The sequence below is a fragment of the Muricoccus nepalensis genome, assembly GCF_006438825.1.
Classification (GTDB): domain Bacteria; phylum Pseudomonadota; class Alphaproteobacteria; order Acetobacterales; family Acetobacteraceae; genus Roseomonas; species Roseomonas nepalensis.
Window position 1 is genome coordinate 46,639 of record NZ_RCZP01000004.1, and the last position, 15,043, is coordinate 61,681.

The 15,043-nt window shown below is 72.5% G+C and carries 14 protein-coding genes and 1 pseudogene; 5 read left to right on the plus strand and 10 right to left on the minus strand.

Features of this window, described 5'->3' with window-relative positions; translation table 11 throughout:
• Positions 1–100: 100 nt before the first annotated feature.
• From EAH89_RS06610 to EAH89_RS06655, 10 genes are all read right to left on the minus strand, one after another.
• The gene (locus EAH89_RS06610) at positions 101–1,576 is read right to left on the minus strand and encodes a SulP family inorganic anion transporter (RefSeq protein WP_140882010.1); all 1,476 of its coding nucleotides are present in this window, start codon (positions 1,574–1,576) and stop codon (positions 101–103) included.
• 212 nt (positions 1,577–1,788) lie between these two features.
• Positions 1,789–2,679: a succinate--CoA ligase subunit alpha gene (sucD, locus tag EAH89_RS06615; RefSeq protein WP_140882011.1), complete on the minus strand. Its 891-nt coding sequence runs from the start codon at positions 2,677–2,679 to the stop codon at positions 1,789–1,791.
• 2 nt (positions 2,680–2,681) lie between these two features.
• On the minus strand, positions 2,682–3,875 hold the full coding sequence (gene sucC / locus EAH89_RS06620; protein WP_140882012.1) for an ADP-forming succinate--CoA ligase subunit beta: 1,194 nt from the start codon (positions 3,873–3,875) through the stop codon (positions 2,682–2,684).
• A 55-nt stretch (positions 3,876–3,930) separates the two neighbouring features.
• Positions 3,931–4,884, minus strand: coding sequence for a malate dehydrogenase (gene mdh, locus EAH89_RS06625; RefSeq protein ID WP_140882013.1), 954 nt, complete (start codon positions 4,882–4,884; stop codon positions 3,931–3,933).
• 163 nt (positions 4,885–5,047) lie between these two features.
• The gene (locus EAH89_RS06630) at positions 5,048–5,587 is read right to left on the minus strand and encodes a hypothetical protein (protein WP_140882014.1); all 540 of its coding nucleotides are present in this window, start codon (positions 5,585–5,587) and stop codon (positions 5,048–5,050) included.
• Positions 5,588–5,677: 90 nt separating this feature from the next.
• The gene (gene zapE, locus EAH89_RS06635) at positions 5,678–6,868 is read right to left on the minus strand and encodes a cell division protein ZapE (RefSeq protein ID WP_140882016.1); all 1,191 of its coding nucleotides are present in this window, start codon (positions 6,866–6,868) and stop codon (positions 5,678–5,680) included.
• 220 nt (positions 6,869–7,088) lie between these two features.
• Positions 7,089–7,319, minus strand: coding sequence for a DUF2171 domain-containing protein (locus EAH89_RS06640; RefSeq protein WP_140882017.1), 231 nt, complete (start codon positions 7,317–7,319; stop codon positions 7,089–7,091).
• Positions 7,320–7,388: 69 nt separating this feature from the next.
• Entirely contained in the window at positions 7,389–8,369 is a 981-nt protein-coding gene (locus EAH89_RS06645; protein WP_140882018.1) for a Bug family tripartite tricarboxylate transporter substrate binding protein, read from the minus strand.
• 84 nt (positions 8,370–8,453) lie between these two features.
• Positions 8,454–9,149, minus strand: coding sequence for an SDR family NAD(P)-dependent oxidoreductase (locus EAH89_RS06650; RefSeq protein ID WP_140882019.1), 696 nt, complete (start codon positions 9,147–9,149; stop codon positions 8,454–8,456).
• Positions 9,146–9,907: an SDR family NAD(P)-dependent oxidoreductase gene (locus EAH89_RS06655; RefSeq protein WP_140882020.1), complete on the minus strand. Its 762-nt coding sequence runs from the start codon at positions 9,905–9,907 to the stop codon at positions 9,146–9,148. Before EAH89_RS06655 ends, EAH89_RS06650 begins: the two co-directional genes overlap by 4 nt.
• Positions 9,908–9,977: 70 nt before the next feature.
• Here EAH89_RS06655 and EAH89_RS06660 point away from each other — a divergent pair, with 70 nt between their 5' ends.
• From EAH89_RS06660 to pgsA, 5 genes and pseudogenes are all read left to right on the plus strand, one after another.
• Positions 9,978–10,457 (plus strand): nucleoside deaminase, encoded by a 480-nt coding sequence (locus tag EAH89_RS06660; protein WP_140882021.1) that lies wholly within the window; start codon positions 9,978–9,980, stop codon positions 10,455–10,457.
• Between the two features lie 49 nt (positions 10,458–10,506).
• Positions 10,507–11,283 carry an SDR family oxidoreductase gene (locus EAH89_RS06665; RefSeq protein ID WP_140882022.1) on the plus strand — a complete coding sequence of 259 codons (777 nt, stop codon included), beginning with the start codon at positions 10,507–10,509 and terminating at the stop codon, positions 11,281–11,283.
• On the plus strand, positions 11,280–11,675 hold the full coding sequence (gene folB / locus EAH89_RS06670) for a dihydroneopterin aldolase (RefSeq protein WP_140882023.1): 396 nt from the start codon (positions 11,280–11,282) through the stop codon (positions 11,673–11,675). Before EAH89_RS06665 ends, folB begins: the two co-directional genes overlap by 4 nt.
• A 324-nt stretch (positions 11,676–11,999) precedes the next feature.
• Positions 12,000–14,087 (plus strand): annotated as a pseudogene (gene uvrC / locus EAH89_RS06675) (excinuclease ABC subunit UvrC); the annotation flags it as partial.
• Between the two features lie 222 nt (positions 14,088–14,309).
• Positions 14,310–14,957: a CDP-diacylglycerol--glycerol-3-phosphate 3-phosphatidyltransferase gene (gene pgsA / locus EAH89_RS06680; RefSeq protein ID WP_140882025.1), complete on the plus strand. Its 648-nt coding sequence runs from the start codon at positions 14,310–14,312 to the stop codon at positions 14,955–14,957.
• Positions 14,958–15,043: the final 86 nt, after the last annotated feature.

A 15,043-nucleotide genomic window follows, 5' to 3' on the forward strand; every position in this document is an offset into this window, starting at 1 on the left:
TATTGTTGCTCAGAAGCCGATCCTAGCGCAACGTGAAGGCAGACGGAAATCGCGGGCACGCATCCCACCCATGTGCATCCGTCAGGGACCATGACCTAACTCAGTGGCCGGAGGAGAGGCCCGCCCCCTCCCGGTGATAGGCGCCCAGGCGCTCGACCATGGTGGCGGAGGCGTCGTTCAGCCCGGCCACCTCCACCGCCACGCCCTGGTGGCGGAGCTTCAGCACCACCCGGTCCAGCGCGCCGATGGCCGTGATGTCCCAGAAATGCGCGGCGGTGAGGTCGATCACCACGCGCTCCACCCCCTCGCGGAAGTCGAAAGCGTCGTGGAAGGCGCCGGCGGTGGCGAAGAAGATCTGCCCGCCGACGCGGTAGGTCCGGGTGGCGCCCTCGAGCGAGGAGGTGACGGAGAAGGCGCGCGTCACCTTCTGGGCGAAGAGCAAGCCGCTGAGGACCACGCCCACGAGCACCCCCTCGGCCAGGTTGCCGGTCGCGACCGTGACCGCCACGGTCGCCAGCATCACGAAGCTGGAGCCGCGCGGGTTGGTCCGCAACGCGGCGATCGAGCCCCAGCGGAAGGTGCTGACCGAGACGAAGATCATCACCGCCACTAGCGCCGCCATCGGGATCCGCCGCACCCATTCCCCGAGGACGAGGATCAGGAAGAGCAGGAAGGCCCCCGCCCAGAGCGAGGAGAGCCGCCCCCGCCCGCCGGAGGTCACGTTGATGACGGACTGGCCGATCATGGCGCAGCCCGCCATCCCCCCGAACAGGCCAGAGGCGATGTTGGCCAGCCCCTGCCCCCGGCACTCCCGGTTCTTGTCGCTGGCCGTGTCCGTCATCTCGTCCACGATGGCCGCCGTCATCATCGATTCCAGCAGCCCGACCATCGCGATGGTGACCGAGTAGGGAAGGATGATCCGCAGCGTCTCGAAAGTCAGGGGAACCTGGGGCAGCAGGAAACGGGGCAGCTCGGAGGGAAGCTCGCCCATGTTGCCGACGTTGCGCAGGTCCAGCCCGAGCCACACGGCCAGCGCGGTGCCGAGCACGATGGTCACCAGCGGCGCGGGAACGGCCCGGGTCACGCGCGGCAGCAGGTAGATGATCGCGAGCCCGCCCGCGACCATGGCGTAGAAGACCGGCCCCGCGCCCACGAATTCCGGCAGTTGCGCGAGGAAGATGAGGATGGCCAGCGCGTTGACGAAGCCAGTGATCACCGAGCCCGAGACGAAGCGCATGAGGTCGCCGAGCCGGAGGTAGCCGGCGCCGATCTGGAGCAGCCCGGTCAGCAGGGTCGCGGCCAGGAGGTAATCCAGCCCGTGGTCGCGGACGAGCGTCACCATCACCAGCGCCGTGGCGCCGGTGGCGGCCGAGATCATCGCCGGCCGGCCGCCCGCGATCGCCGTCACGACCGCGATGCAGAAGGACGCGTAAAGACCCACCTTCGGGTCCACCCCCGCGATGATGGAGAAGGCGATCGCCTCCGGAATCAGGGCGAGGGCGACCACGGTCCCGGCGAGTAGGTCACGCGTGACATTGGGCGACCACTCGGAGAGGGCGCGTCGGGCGGTTTTCATGGCGTATTCTCAGGGGCACGGCGCAAGGCGCGGGCGAGCAGGAGTGGACGGGTTCCGCGGCGGGGCCGCGCGGCCCCGGCTCAGGGCGGAGCGTTCCGCCGGGCGATAAGGATCCTGTTCACCCCCGCCGCTTGGCAGGCATCACGCCCCAACGCAACACGCCGCCGGGTGGACCCCGGCGGCGTGCGCATCAACCCGGCGTGTGGGTCGCCTCAGGCGGCGATGGCCTTGACCATCGTCGAGCCCAGCGCGGCCGGGCTGTCGGCCACGAAGACGCCGGCGCTGCGCATCGCGTCCATCTTCGCCTCGGCCGTGTCCTTGCCGCCGGAGATGACGGCGCCGGCATGGCCCATGCGGCGGCCCGGGGGGGCCGTGGCGCCGGCGATGAAGCCGACGACGGGCTTGTAGTTCGCGCTGCCCGGCTTGTTCTCGCGCCCCAGGAACTCGGCCGCGATGATCTCGGACTGGCCGCCGATCTCGCCGATCATGACGATCTGCTTCGTCTCGGGGTCAGCCAGGAACATCTCCAGCACCTCCTGGAAGTCCGTGCCCTTCACGGGGTCGCCGCCGATGCCGACGCAGGTGGACTGGCCGAGGCCCGCCGCCGTCGTCTGCGCCACCGCCTCGTAGGTCAGCGTGCCCGAGCGGGACACGATGCCGACCGAGCCGCGCTTGTGGATGTGGCCGGGCATGATGCCGATCTTGCAGGCTTCCGGCGTGATCACGCCCGGGCAGTTCGGCCCGATGAGGCGGGACTTGGAGCCGGAGAGCGCGCGCTTGACCTTGATCATGTCGATCACCGGGATGCCCTCGGTGATGCAGATGATCAGCGGAAGCTCCGCCGCGATCGCCTCCAGGATGGAGTCGGCCGCGAAGGGCGGCGGCACGTAGATGACGGAGGCGTCGGCGCCGGTGGCCTCGACGCACTCGGCCACCGTGTCGAAGACCGGCAGGTTGAGGTGCTTCTGCCCGCCCTTGCCCGGCGTCACGCCGCCCACGTAGTTCGTGCCGTAGGCGATGCCCTGCTCAGCGTGGAAGGTGCCCTGGGCCCCGGTGAAGCCCTGGGTCATGACCTTGGTGTGGCGGTCAACGAGAACGGACATGATCAGGCCGCCTTCTTCACGGCGTCCACCACCTTCTGGGCGGCGTCGGCAAGGTTGTCGGCCGGGATGATGGCCAAGCCGCTCTCGGCAAGGATCTTCTTGCCGAGGTCCACGTTCGTGCCCTCCAGGCGCACCACAAGCGGCACCTTCAGCGTCAGCGCCTTGGAGGCCTCGACGATGCCGTTGGCGATCATGTCGCACTTGGCGATGCCGCCGAAGATGTTCACCAGGATCGCCTTGACGTTGACGTCGGAGGTGATGATCCGGAAGGCCTCGGTCACGCGCTCCGCGTTGGCGGTGCCGCCGACGTCGAGGAAGTTCGCGGGGGACGAGCCGTAGAGCTTGATGATGTCCATCGTGGCCATCGCCAGGCCCGCGCCGTTCACCATGCAGCCGATCTCGCCGTCGAGGGCGACGTAGTTGAGGTCGTTCTTGACCGCGTCGAGCTCCTTCGGGTCCATCTCGCTGTCGTCGCGCAACGCCTCGATGTCCTTGTGGCGGAACAGGGCGTTGTCGTCGAAGGACACCTTGGCGTCGAGCGCGACCACGTCGCCCGCGCCGGTCACAACCAGCGGGTTGATCTCGACGATGGCCATGTCGAGGTTCACGAAGGCGTCGTACATCGCCGACACGAACTTGGTGAAGACGCCGACCTGCTTGCCCTCGAGGCCCAGCCCGAAGGCGAGCTTGCGGGCGGCCCAGGGGTAGAGGCCCGACGCCGGGTCGACCGCGACCTTGAGGATCTTCTCGGGGTGGTTCTCGGCCACCTCCTCGATCTCCATGCCGCCCTCGGTCGAGGCCATCACGGTGATGCGGGAGGTCTCGCGGTCCACCAGCAGCGAGAGGTAGAGCTCGCGCTTGATGTCGCAGCCGGCCTCCACGTAGACCTGGTTCACCACCTTGCCCTCGGGCCCGGTCTGCTTGGTGACGAGCGTGTGGCCGATCATGGCCGCCGCCGCCTCCTTCGCCGCCTCGGGCTTGACGACGCGCACGCCGCCCTTGCCGTTGGGGTCGTCGGTGAAGCGGCCGGCGCCGCGGCCGCCGGCGTGGATCTGGCTCTTCACCACCACCACGGGGCCGGGCAGCTTCTTCGCCGCCGCCTCGGCCTCCTCGGGGGTGCGGGCCACGTAGCCGTCGAGCACCGTCACGCCGTAGCGCTTCAGCAGCTCCTTGCCCTGGTATTCATGGATGTTCATGCGGGTCCCGCCTTCCTGACACAGAAAGGGCCGGGGTTGCCCCCGGCCCGCATTCTCAGACGCCGAGAGCCTTAAAGTCCTCGACGAGCTTCTTCACGGCGTCGCAGGACTTGTCGAAGGCGGCCTTCTCGCTCTCGGTGAACTGCACCTCGACGATCTTCTCGACGCCGCCGGCGCCGATCACCACGGGCACGCCGACGTAGAAGTCGTTCAGCCCATACTCGCCGTTCAGCATCACCGCGCAGGGCAGGACGCGCTTCTTGTCCTTGAGGTAGCTCTCGGCCATGGCGATGGCGGAGGCCGCCGGCGCGTAGAAGGCCGAGCCCTTCTCGAGCAGCTTCACGATCTCGCCGCCACCGTTCGCCGTGCGGTTGACGATCGCGTCGATCTTCTCCTGCGTCGTCCAGCCCATCTTGATGAGGTCGGGCACGGGGATGCCGGCGACGGTGGAGTAGCGCGTCAGCGGCACCATGGTGTCGCCGTGGCCGCCGAGCACGAAGGCCGTCACGTCCTCGACCGAGACGTTGAACTCCTGCGCCAGGAAGAGGCGGAAGCGGGCGCTGTCGAGCACGCCGGCCATGCCGACCACCATGTGCGCGGGCAGGCCGGACTTCTGCTGCAGCGCCCAGACCATGACGTCGAGCGGGTTGGTGATGCAGATGACGAAGGCGTTCGGGGCGTACTGCTTGATGCCCTCGGCCACCTGGCCCATCACGCCCGCGTTCTTCGTCAGCAGGTCGTCGCGGCTCATGCCGGGCATGCGCGGGAAGCCGGCGGTGACGATGATGACGTCCGCGCCCGCGATCGCCGCGTAGTCGGACCCGCCGGACATGGCGCTGTCGAAGTCGTCGACCGGGCTGGACTGCATGATGTCCAGCGCCTTGCCGGCCGCTACCCCCCCGAAGACGTCGAAGAGCACGACGTCGCCGAGCTCCTTCAGCCCGATCAGGTGGGCGAGCGTGCCGCCGATGTTGCCGGCGCCGATGAGCGCGATCTTCTTGCGGGCCATGGGGTTTCCTTCGCGGAGGAGTCTCGCGACTGCGAGAAAGGCGCGCAGGCATTAGACCCGGACGCCCGGAGGGGCAAGGCGCGGCAAGGCAGGGCCGCAACGGAAAGGGGCGGGGCGCCCCTCGGCACCCCGCCCCTCCCCAACCCCGGGTTGTTCCCGGGCGCTACATCGGCATGCAGCGGAAGGTGTCGACATGGCCGCTGGCGAGCACGGCCATGGTCCCGGCGGGGCAGTCCATCTGCTCGCCGTCGGCGGCGGGCAGGCCGGCGTGCCAGGCGCCCCGGCGAACGGCGCGGCCCTCGTCCGCGCCCTCGGCGCGGGCGCTCGTGTAGGCTGCCTTGGCGTACTTGCCGCCGCGGGCCGGCACGGTGGCCGCCGCGGCCGGGGCGGCGGAGAGGAGGCTCACGAAGCGGAGCCCCATGCGGCCCTGGCCGCCCATCGTCGCCGGGCGGCGGTCGGCGTAGCGCAGCGCCTGGGCGCGCCCGCTGCCGCGGACGGCGAAGGCCGGGCGGCGGGCGGGCGCGGCCTCTGCGGCCCGCGGCCCGCGCGGCGCCGTGGCGCGGGCGGCGGCGGGACGCGCGGCGGCCGGGCGGGCCGCCTTGCCGGCGGAACGCGCCTCCTGGCGGCTCCCCGCGGCGTCGGCGGGCTGCACGGACGCGAGCGCGACGACCGCGCCGAGCGCGATGGCAAAGGAACGCAGCATGAAAAATCTCCCCCTATGGCCCCTTCCCCGGATCCCCACCCGGCGCCCTGCCCCCTCAGGCGCGCGCCGGGCAATTCCGGGACGGGGCCGTTACGTCAGATGCGGCAAGGCCAGGTATTCCTGGCTCTGCATTTCCATGAGGCGGGAGGCGGTGCGCTGGAAGATCGCCGCCCCCTCGCCCTTCTCGTAGAGCTGGTCGGGCACGGCCTCGGCCGAGGCGACCAGCTTGCAGCGGTGCTCATAGAGCGCGTCGATGAGCGTCACGAAGCGGCGGGCCCGGTCGTAGTTCTCCGGGCCCAGCCGCGGCACGCCGTCCAGCACGAGCGTGTGGAAGTGGGTGGCCATGGCCAGGAAGTCCGCGGCGCCGAGATAGGCGCCGCAGAGGGTGTCGAAGTCCGCCCGCGCCACGCCCCGGTGGGCCTGCGGCACCTCGACCTTCCGGCCCAGCACCGTCAGCGTGCAGGGGCCGGCATTCGCGACGCCGCTCAGCTCGCGGAACGCGGCGTCGAGCGCGCGGTCGGCGCGGCCGCCGAGGGGCGTGTGCCAGGTCGGCAGCCCCCGGATGCGGTCGCGCCGGTAATCCTGAAGCGCCGAGAGCTGGAGAACCTCGAGCCGCTTCTGGATCATGGCGATGAAGGGCAGGAAGGCATCGCGCCCCGGCTTGCCCTTGAAGAGATCCGCCGGCGCGGTGTTGGAGGTGGCGACCACCACCACGCCGCGGGCGAAGAGCGCCTCGAACAGCCGCCCGAGGAGCATGGCGTCCACGATGTCGTGAACCTGGAACTCGTCGAAGCAGAGCAGCGCGGCCTCGGCCACGATCCGGTCGGCGAGCGGCGGGATCGGGTCGGCCGCGTCGCCATGGGTCCGGCGCCACTGGTGGATGCGGCGGTGGCAGGCCTGCATGAAGGCGTGGAAGTGCTCGCGGCGCTTCCGCGGCACGTCCGCCGTCTCGAAGAAGAGGTCCATCAGCATGGACTTGCCGCGCCCGACCTCGCCGACGAGGTAGAGGCCGAGGGGCGGGCCGTCGGGCTGGTCGTCCACGGGCTTGCGGCGGAAGAACCGGGCGAGGAGCCCGGGCTCCTCCTTTGCCTCGGGGTGCGGGTCGTAGCCGCGCAGCCGCCGCCAGAGGTCCTGCAGCGTCTCGGCCGCGCGCGCCTGGGCGGGGTCCGCGCGCAGGGCGCCCGCCGCCACGCGGGCGCGGTAGAGGGGGAGCGGGCCCTTCGAGACATCCGCCGAGAGGATGGCTTCGGCGGGGGCTGGTGCGGTCGTGGTGCCGTCCATGGGCGGCCGGTCTAGCCCGGTCCCGGGCGGCTCGCAATGTCGGGAGTTATGTTACCACCGCGGTTCCGTCCCGCGCGCGCAACCAATCGACCCTGGGAAGGTCGCCCCGCAAGCCCCTGTCCGGGCTGCGAAGCCCACTGGCGGGAAGGCACGAAAAACCCCGCCGGACAGACCCGGCGGGGCCTTCCTCGCGCCGGCGCCCCGCGCCGGGCGCGGCCGTTCAGCCCGCCTGGAACTGCTTCATCGCGTCCATGTGGTTCATGGAGGTCTTGGCCTTGTCGCCCTCGACCGAGGCGACGGCGGAGAGGGGCAGGTAGTGGTGCTGGCCGTCGGTGCTGTCCTTGCGGGTCAGCTTGATCCGGTCGCCCTCGACATGGTCGACCACGCCGACATGGTTCCCGCAGGACCCCACGACTTCCATGTGCTCCTTGATCTGCGATGCGTCGATCATGCGCGTCCTCCTTAACCCATGTGGTTGTGGTCGGGAGAACGCGGGCCGGGCGGAAGGGATGCAACGCCCTCAGTCGGCCGTGATGCCGGCCGCCTGGATCACCGGGGCCCAGCGCGCCCGCTCGGCCGCGATGAAGCGGCCGAAGGCATCGCCGGGCATCGGGTAGGGCATCGCCCCCTCCCGCGCGAGGCTGGAGACGAGCTCCGGGGAGCCCAGGCTCTCGAGGATGGCGGCCTCCAGCCGCGCGCGGACCGGCTCGGGCGTGCCGCGGGGCACGAGGATCCCGTACCAGGCGGTGGCGCGGTAGCCGGGAATGGTCTCGGCGACGGTCGGCACACCCGGCATGGAGGGGAGGCGCCGGTCGTCCGTCACGGCCAGGGCGCGGAGGACGCCGCCCTCCACCAGGCCGGCGACGGAGGGCAGGGTGCTGATCATGGCCGCGACCGTCCCCGCCGCCACGTCGGTCAGGCCCGGGGCGGCGCCGCGGAAGGGGACGTGCGTCGCCTCCACCCCCGCCTGCTGGAGCAGCAGCGCCATGGCGAGGTGCCCCGCCGACCCGTTGCCGGGGGAGGCGTAGTTCATCCCGCCCCGCTTCTCCCGCGCCTCCGCGATCAGGGCGGGCAGCGTCGCGGCCGGCGTCGCGGGGCCGGCGACGAGCACCAGCGGCGTCTCCGCCACCATGGCCACCGGGTCTAGCGCCGCTTGCGGGTTCACCTTCAGGTTCCGGCCAAAGAGGGTGGGGTTCACCGCGATCGGGCCCTGGTTGCCCATGAGCAGCGTGTGCCCGTCCGGCCGCGACCCCGCGACCAGCTCGGTGGCGAGGTTGCCGCCGGCGCCGGGGCGGTTCTCCACCACGACGGGCTGGCCGAGCGCGGCGTTCAGCCGGGTGCCCAGCGCCCGGGCGACGGCGTCCGTCCCGCCGCCGGGCGTGTAGGGAAGGACCAGGCGGAGGGGACGGTCGGGCCAGGCGCCCTGGGCCTGGGGCTGGGCCTGGGCGGCAAGCGGCGCGGCCGCGAGGGCGGCCAGGAGGGAGCGGCGCGGGACGGGCATGGGACGGCCTCCGGGACGGTCATCGTCGGCCCCGAAGGGAGCGGAAACGGGCGGGCGGCGCAACGCGGGTCCGCCCCGCGCGCGTCAGAGCCCCGCGCCCCCGTCCAGCGCGATCGCCTGCCCCGTGACGTTCCCCGCCGCCGGCGAGAGGAGATAGGCGGCCATCTCCGCCACCTCCTCGGCCGCGGTGATGCGGCGCGTCGGCGTGCCGGCCGCGGCCTCGGCGGCGGTCATGCCGAGCTCCGCCCAGCGCGCGCGCGCCATCTCCGTGTCCACCCAGCCCGGGCAGAGGGCGTTCACCGTGATCCCGCGCGGGGCGAGCCGCAGGGCGAGGGCGCGCATCAGCCCGATCACCCCGTGCTTGGCGGCGGAATAGGCCACTTGGTCCGGCACCGCCCGCAGCCCCAGCACGGAGGCGAGGAAGACGATGCGCCCCTCCCCGTCCGGCAGGACCGGTGCCGCGGCCTCCGCGCAGCGCCAGGCGCCGTCGAGGTTGGAGGCCATGATGCGGCGCCAGTGCTCCTCGTCCGGGGAGGCGGGGTCGCCGCCCGCAACGCCGGCGGCCAGGATCACCGCGCCGACCGGCCCCGCCGCGGCGAAGAGGGCGCGCACCGAGGCGGGGTCGGTCACGTCGCCGGGGAGGTAGCGGATGCCCGGCGGCAGCGGCCCCTCCGGGGGGCGGCGCGCGGCCGCGACCACGGCCCGCTCGCGGGAGGCGAGGAGCCGCGCGCAGGCCAGCCCGATCCCCCGCGTGCCGCCGGTGACGAGGACGGCGCTCACGCCGCGGTGGTCCCGCCGTCCACGGGCATGACGATGCCCGTGACGAAGCTCGCGTGATCGGAGAGGAGGAAGGCGACCACCGCCGCGATCTCGCGCGGGTCGGCGAAGCGGCGCTGGGGCACGGCCTCGGTGTAGACCGCGTCGCTCGCCGGGCCGGAGCCGCTGCGGGCGGCGAGGTCGGCGATGACGGCGCGCAGCATGGGCGTGTCCGTGCTGCCGGGCGCGATGGCGTTGAAGCGCACGCCCCGCGTCGCGAAGTCGAGCGCCGCCGAGCGCGTCATTTGCGCGAGCGCCGCCTTGGAGGCGCCATAGGCCGCCGAGGCCGGCTTGCCGATCAGCGCCTGGTCGGAGGCGATGTTCACGACCGCGCCGCCGCGCTCCAGCAGGTGCGGCAGCGCCGCCTGCATCACCGCGAAGGGAGCCAGCCAGTTGACGCGCATGATCCGCTCCGCCTCGGCCAGCGGGGTGTCGAGCAGGGTGCCGATCATCGTGTCGCCGGCGTTGTTCACCAGCAGGTCCAGCCCGCCCATCCGCGTCGCCGCCGCCTCCACCGCGGGCGCGATCCGGTCGATCGCCGCCAGGTCGTGCTCCGGCCGGTCCAGCCCCTCGACCACGACGCCGGAGGCCTCCAGCGCCGCCACGATGGCCCGCCCGATCCCCCCGCGATGCCCGGTGACGAGGGCGCGCTTGCCCGCGAGGCCGGTCTGCGCCAGGCCGGTCTGGGTGAGGTCCGGGGTGCCGGAAGAGCTCTTTTCCATCCTGATCGGATGGCACCGCATCCCCGCCCCGGCAAGGGTGTTCCCTTCCCGTCAGGGGAGGGCGCGCCGCATGGACGATTCGGGGGACGAGGGCTTCATGGAGCGCGCCATCGCCCAGGCCGAGGCCGGGCTGGCCGGGGGCCAGGCGCCCTTCGGGGCCCTGGTGGTGGACGCCGCCGGCGCGGTGCTGGGCGAGGGGCACAACCGCGTCCGCGCCGACCGCGACCCTTCCGCCCACGGGGAGGTGGTGGCCATCCGCGCGGCCCTCCGGCGCCTCGACAGCGGCCGGCTGCCGCCCGGCACCACCCTCTACACGAGCTGCGAGCCCTGCCTGATGTGCGCGGTCGTCATCGCGCAGCTCGGCATCGGGCGCGTGGTCTACGCCGCGCGGGGGACGGACGTGCCGGGGGCGAAGCGGCTGCTGGACGCCGACCTCTCCCAGGCGGCCCCCTGGATCCGCGCCCAGCCCGGCTGGACCCCGGTCGCGCTGCGCGGCGACCTCCTGCGGGAGCGGGCGCTGCGCTGCATGGCCGCCTTCGACTGGGGGTAGGCCCCGCCCTCTCCCGCGTGGCGCGGTTTGCCCCCATCTTGCGGGCCTCATGGCCATCCCCCCCAGCATCCCCCGCGCCGCCCTCGTCACCGGGGGGGCGAAGCGGATCGGCCGCGCGATCGCCCTCGCCCTCGCGGCCGAGGGCTTCGACATCGCCATCCACCACGGCCGCAGCGCGGCGGAAGCGGAGGAGACGGCGGCGGCCATCCGCGCCCTCGGCCGGCGGGCCGCGACGCTGCGGGCCGATCTCGGGCGGGAGGCGGAGGTGGAATCCCTCCTCCCCGACGCCACCGCGCGTCTCGGCCCCATCGGCGTCCTAGTGAACAACGCCTCCCGCTTCGAGCGCGACGAGTGGGACAGCGCCACCCGCGAGAGTTGGGACGCCCATCTCGAGCCCAACCTCCGCGCTCCCTTCGTGCTGACCCAGGCCATGGCCCTCGCCCTGCCCGACGGGGCGGAGGGCGCGGTGGTGAACATGCTCGACCAGCGCGTGCTGTCCCTCACCCCGCACTTCGTCAGCTACACCGTCTCCAAGGCCGGGCTCTGGGCGCTGACGCAGTCGCTCGCGCTCGCGCTCGCGCCGCGCGTCCGGGTGAACGGCATCGGCCCCGGCCCCACCGTCGCCAGCACCCGGCAGACCGAGGAGCAGTTCCGGGCGCAGTGCGAGAGCACCCCGCTGCGCCGCGGCTCGAGCCCGGAGGAGGTGGCGCGGGCGGTGGTCGCGCTTCTCTCCCTCCCCTCCGTCACGGGGCAGGTCCTCGCGCTCGACAGCGGCCAGCACCTCCAGTGGTCGCCCGCCCGCGCGGCGGAAGGGCCCGAGGAATGACATCCTACATTCCCGACGCCGCCCGCGGGCTGCGCCGCGTCTTCGTGCGCGACCTCACGGTTCAGGCGCGCCTCGGCGTCTACCCGCGGGAGGAGGCGGCGCCGCAGCGCGTGGTCATCGGGATCGAGCTTCTCGTCGCCGACGACGCGGCCCCGGCCGGCGTCGGGCCCGACCGGCTGGAGCGCGTGGTGGACTACGCGGCCGTCGCCGAGCGCGCGCGGAGCGTCGCCACCAACGGCCACACGCGCCTCGCCGAGACGCTCGCCGAGCGCATCGCGGTGGCCTGCCTGGAGGACCCGCGCGTCGAATCCGCGCGCGTGACGGTGGAGAAGCCGGACATCATGCCCCATGTCGGAGCGGTCGGCGTGAGCGTCGAGCGGCGGCGGGCCTGAGCCCTCGCGAAGGCCTCAACTCGCCTCCTTGTCAACGCCCTACCCACGAAGTGACGAAATTCATCCCCCGCGCGAAAGAACCCTCGGGTTACTCGCGCATGACGGGTAAACCTCACAATGTGAACGAAGCATGAATGCCGGATCGGAAGCTAAAGGCTGCAAAATCAGTATCTTGCTTCCATGCCCACGAAATAGGCAGACGCTTCGGGAGGCCTTGTGGCACGGCCCTCCGCGCATGATCGGACGCCTCTCTCCACAAGGTTATCCACAGCTTCGGGGGACAACCGGAATGCCGCCCCTGGAAACCCAACGGAAACAAGCCTGATGGCCTTCTCGAACGAGCAGACCACCCCCGTGGCCCCGATGGAGGGGCGGGCCGTCATCGAGACGGCGCTGGCCACCCTGCCCTTCTCGCCGGGGGTCTACCGGATGCTCGACGCCAAGGGGGACGCCCTCTACGTCGGCAAGGCGCGCAGCCTGAAGAAGCGCGTCTACGCCTATACCCAGGTCCACAAGTTGCCCGACCGGCTCAAGCGCATGGTCTTCGAGACCCGGCACCTCGAGGTGATCACCACCGCCTCCGAGGCCGAGGCGCTGCTGCTGGAGGCCAACCTGATCAAGCGGCTGCGGCCGCGCTACAACATCGTGCTGCGGGACGACAAGTCGTATCCCTGGCTGGTGATCACGGAAGATCATCCTTATCCGCAGATCACGAAGCACCGCGGCGAGCGCCGCAAGGGCGCCTCCTACTGGGGGCCCTTCGCCAGCGTCTGGGCGGTGAACCAGACGCTGACGGCGCTCCAGCGCGTCTTCCTGCTGCGCTCCTGCCGCGACACGGTCTTCGACAGCCGCTCCCGCCCCTGCCTCCTCCACCAGATCCGCCGCTGCTCCGCCCCCTGCGTCGAGCGCGTCTCGAAGGAGGAGTACGGGGAGCTCGTGCGCGAGGCCGTGCAGTTCCTCTCGGGCGAGACGCCCTCCATCCAGAAGCGCCTCGCCAAGGAGATGGAGGAGGCCGCCGAGCGCCTCGAGTTCGAGCGCGCGGCCGCCATCCGCGACCGCATCCGCGGCCTCACCCACGTCCAGGGGCGGGACCGCATCAACATGGAGAACGTGGGCGACGCCGACGTGGTCGCGCTGCACCAGGCGGCGGGCCAGGCCTGCGTGCAGGTCTTCTTCTTCCGCGGCGGGCGGAACAACGGCAACCGCCCCTTCTTCCTCTCGGGCATGCGGGCGGACGCGGAGCCGGCGGAGGTCATCACCGCCTTCCTTGGCCAGCTCTACGACGACCTGCCGCCGCCCCCCCTCGTCCTCGTCTCGCACGAGCTGCCGGAGGCGGCGCTGATCGCCGAGGCCCTGGCGCTGCGCTCCGACCGGAAGGTGGAGGTCCATTACCCGAGGCGCGGCGACAAGCGCTCGGCGGTGGAGCACGCCCAGACGAACGCGCGCGAGGCGCTCGAGCGCAAGCTGGCCGAGGGCGCCGCCCAGGGCGAGCTGCTGGAGGGGGTCGCGAAGGTCTTCGACCTGCCCTCCACGCCCGAGCGGATCGAGATCTACGACAACAGCCACATCCAGGGCACCAACGCCTACGGCGTCATGGTCGTGGCCGGGCCCTCAGGCTTCCTCAAGAACGCCTACCGCAAGTTCTCCATCCGCGGCGAGGGCGCGGGGGCGCCGAAGGGCAAGCGCGGCAAGGCGGACGCGACGGACCGCGGGCCGGCGCCCGCCGATGCCTCGGGCGTCGAGCCGCTGGCGGGCGAGGATGTGGAGGTGCTGGCGCACGATGCGGCCGCTCGCGCCGCGCCGCGCACCACGGGTGCTCCCCGCGGCGGAGGAGCTAACGCTCCCCGCGCCGGAGGAGCTGGCGCTCCCCGGGGGGGAGACGACTTCGCGATGATGCGGGAGGTCTTCGAGCGCCGCTTCGGCCGCGCCCTGAAGGAGGACCCCGAGCGCGAGAGCGGCACCTGGCCGGACTTGGTGCTGATCGACGGCGGCATCGGCCAGCTCAGCGCGGCGCGGGACATCCTGACGGAGATGGGCGTGCACGACGTGCCGCTGGTGGCCGTCGCCAAGGGGCCGGACCGCGACGCCGGGCGGGAATGGTTCCACCGGACGGGCATGGAGCCCATCCAGCTCCCGCCGCGCGACCCCGTCCTCTACTACCTCCAGCGCCTGCGGGACGAGGCGCACCGCTTCGCCATCACCACGCACCGGGCCGGCCGGTCGAAGTCCCTCATCAAGAGCGAGCTGGACGAGATCCCCGGAGTCGGCACGGCCATCAAGCGGGCGCTGCTGAACCACTTCGGCTCGGCCCGCGGCGTGCGGAACGCGGCGCTGGAGGACCTGCAGAACTCCCCCGGCATCGGCCCCGCCGTCGCCAAGCGGATCTACGAGCACTTCCACCCCGGCACCACCGGCCCGCTGGAGGCGGCGAAGCCGCGGGGGCGGAAGGCCGGGCCCGCGAAGGCCGCCGTCGCCATCCTGGCGGAGCCGCCGGAGGAGGGGGCCGACCCGCCCGAGCCCCCCTCCCCGCCCCTTCGCGCGCCGGACGCCCTGGGGCACGAGGCGGAGGGTTGATCCCGCCCCTCGTTTCCCGCGGCGCGGTTCTGGGCTAGGGGTTGCGGCAAGGAGTTGCGTATGCCCACGGACCTGCCGAACCTGCTCACGCTCTCCCGCATCGCGGCCATCCCGCTGCTGGTGGCCTTGATGTTCCTGGGCTCCCCGCTCGGCGACATCCTCGCCTGCGCGGTCTTCTCGGCGGCGGCGGTGACGGACTACTTCGACGGCAAGATCGCGCGCGAGCGGGGCTCGCTGAGCGCCTTCGGGCGGATGCTGGACCCGATCGCGGACAAGCTGCTCGTGGGCGCCGCGCTGATGCTGCTGGCCGGGCTCGGGCGCCTCTCGCTCCTCGGCCTGCTGCCCGCCATCGTCATCATGCTGCGCGAGATCCTCGTCTCCGGCCTCCGCGAGTACCTCGCGGGCCTGCGCGTCGGGCTGCCCGTCACGCGGCTGGCGAAGTGGAAGACGGGCTTCCAGATGGGCTCCATTGGCACCATCGTGGCGGGCGACAGCGGCGCCTCGGCCATCGGGCTCGATTTCCTGCCGGTCTCCTGGCTCGGCGAGGCCGGGCTCTGGGTGGCGGCGGGGCTCACCCTCTGGACGGGCTGGGACTACATGACCGCCGGCATGCGCCACGCGGCGGCCGAGGACATGGCCCGGGCGGTGGCCCAGGGCGCCAAGGCCGGCCTCGGCGCGGGCGGGCGGCCCGGCGGAACGGCCGGGTAGCAAGCCGGGCGCGCCGCGCGCAATGTGGAAACCATCCTGCCCCATGATGGCATCGAATCGGGACGGCCCGCCGCGGCGGGCGATCG

What these genes read in the sequence shown, in the direction of transcription:
- EAH89_RS06610 (WP_140882010.1), bottom strand. Translation starts at nt 1,576, where the DNA reads ATGAAAACCGCCCGACGCGCCCTCTCCGAGTGGTCGCCCAATGTCACG.
- sucD (WP_140882011.1), bottom strand. Translation starts at nt 2,679, where the DNA reads ATGTCCGTTCTCGTTGACCGCCACACCAAGGTCATGACCCAGGGCTTC.
- sucC (WP_140882012.1), bottom strand. Translation starts at nt 3,875, where the DNA reads ATGAACATCCATGAATACCAGGGCAAGGAGCTGCTGAAGCGCTACGGC.
- mdh (WP_140882013.1), bottom strand. Translation starts at nt 4,884, where the DNA reads ATGGCCCGCAAGAAGATCGCGCTCATCGGCGCCGGCAACATCGGCGGC.
- EAH89_RS06630 (WP_140882014.1), bottom strand. Translation starts at nt 5,587, where the DNA reads ATGCTGCGTTCCTTTGCCATCGCGCTCGGCGCGGTCGTCGCGCTCGCG.
- zapE (WP_140882016.1), bottom strand. Translation starts at nt 6,868, where the DNA reads ATGGACGGCACCACGACCGCACCAGCCCCCGCCGAAGCCATCCTCTCG.
- EAH89_RS06640 (WP_140882017.1), bottom strand. Translation starts at nt 7,319, where the DNA reads ATGATCGACGCATCGCAGATCAAGGAGCACATGGAAGTCGTGGGGTCC.
- EAH89_RS06645 (WP_140882018.1), bottom strand. Translation starts at nt 8,369, where the DNA reads ATGCCCGTCCCGCGCCGCTCCCTCCTGGCCGCCCTCGCGGCCGCGCCG.
- EAH89_RS06655 (WP_140882020.1), bottom strand. Translation starts at nt 9,907, where the DNA reads ATGGAAAAGAGCTCTTCCGGCACCCCGGACCTCACCCAGACCGGCCTG.
- EAH89_RS06660 (WP_140882021.1), top strand. Translation starts at nt 9,978, where the DNA reads ATGGACGATTCGGGGGACGAGGGCTTCATGGAGCGCGCCATCGCCCAG.
- EAH89_RS06665 (WP_140882022.1), top strand. Translation starts at nt 10,507, where the DNA reads ATGGCCATCCCCCCCAGCATCCCCCGCGCCGCCCTCGTCACCGGGGGG.
- folB (WP_140882023.1), top strand. Translation starts at nt 11,280, where the DNA reads ATGACATCCTACATTCCCGACGCCGCCCGCGGGCTGCGCCGCGTCTTC.
- pgsA (WP_140882025.1), top strand. Translation starts at nt 14,310, where the DNA reads ATGCCCACGGACCTGCCGAACCTGCTCACGCTCTCCCGCATCGCGGCC.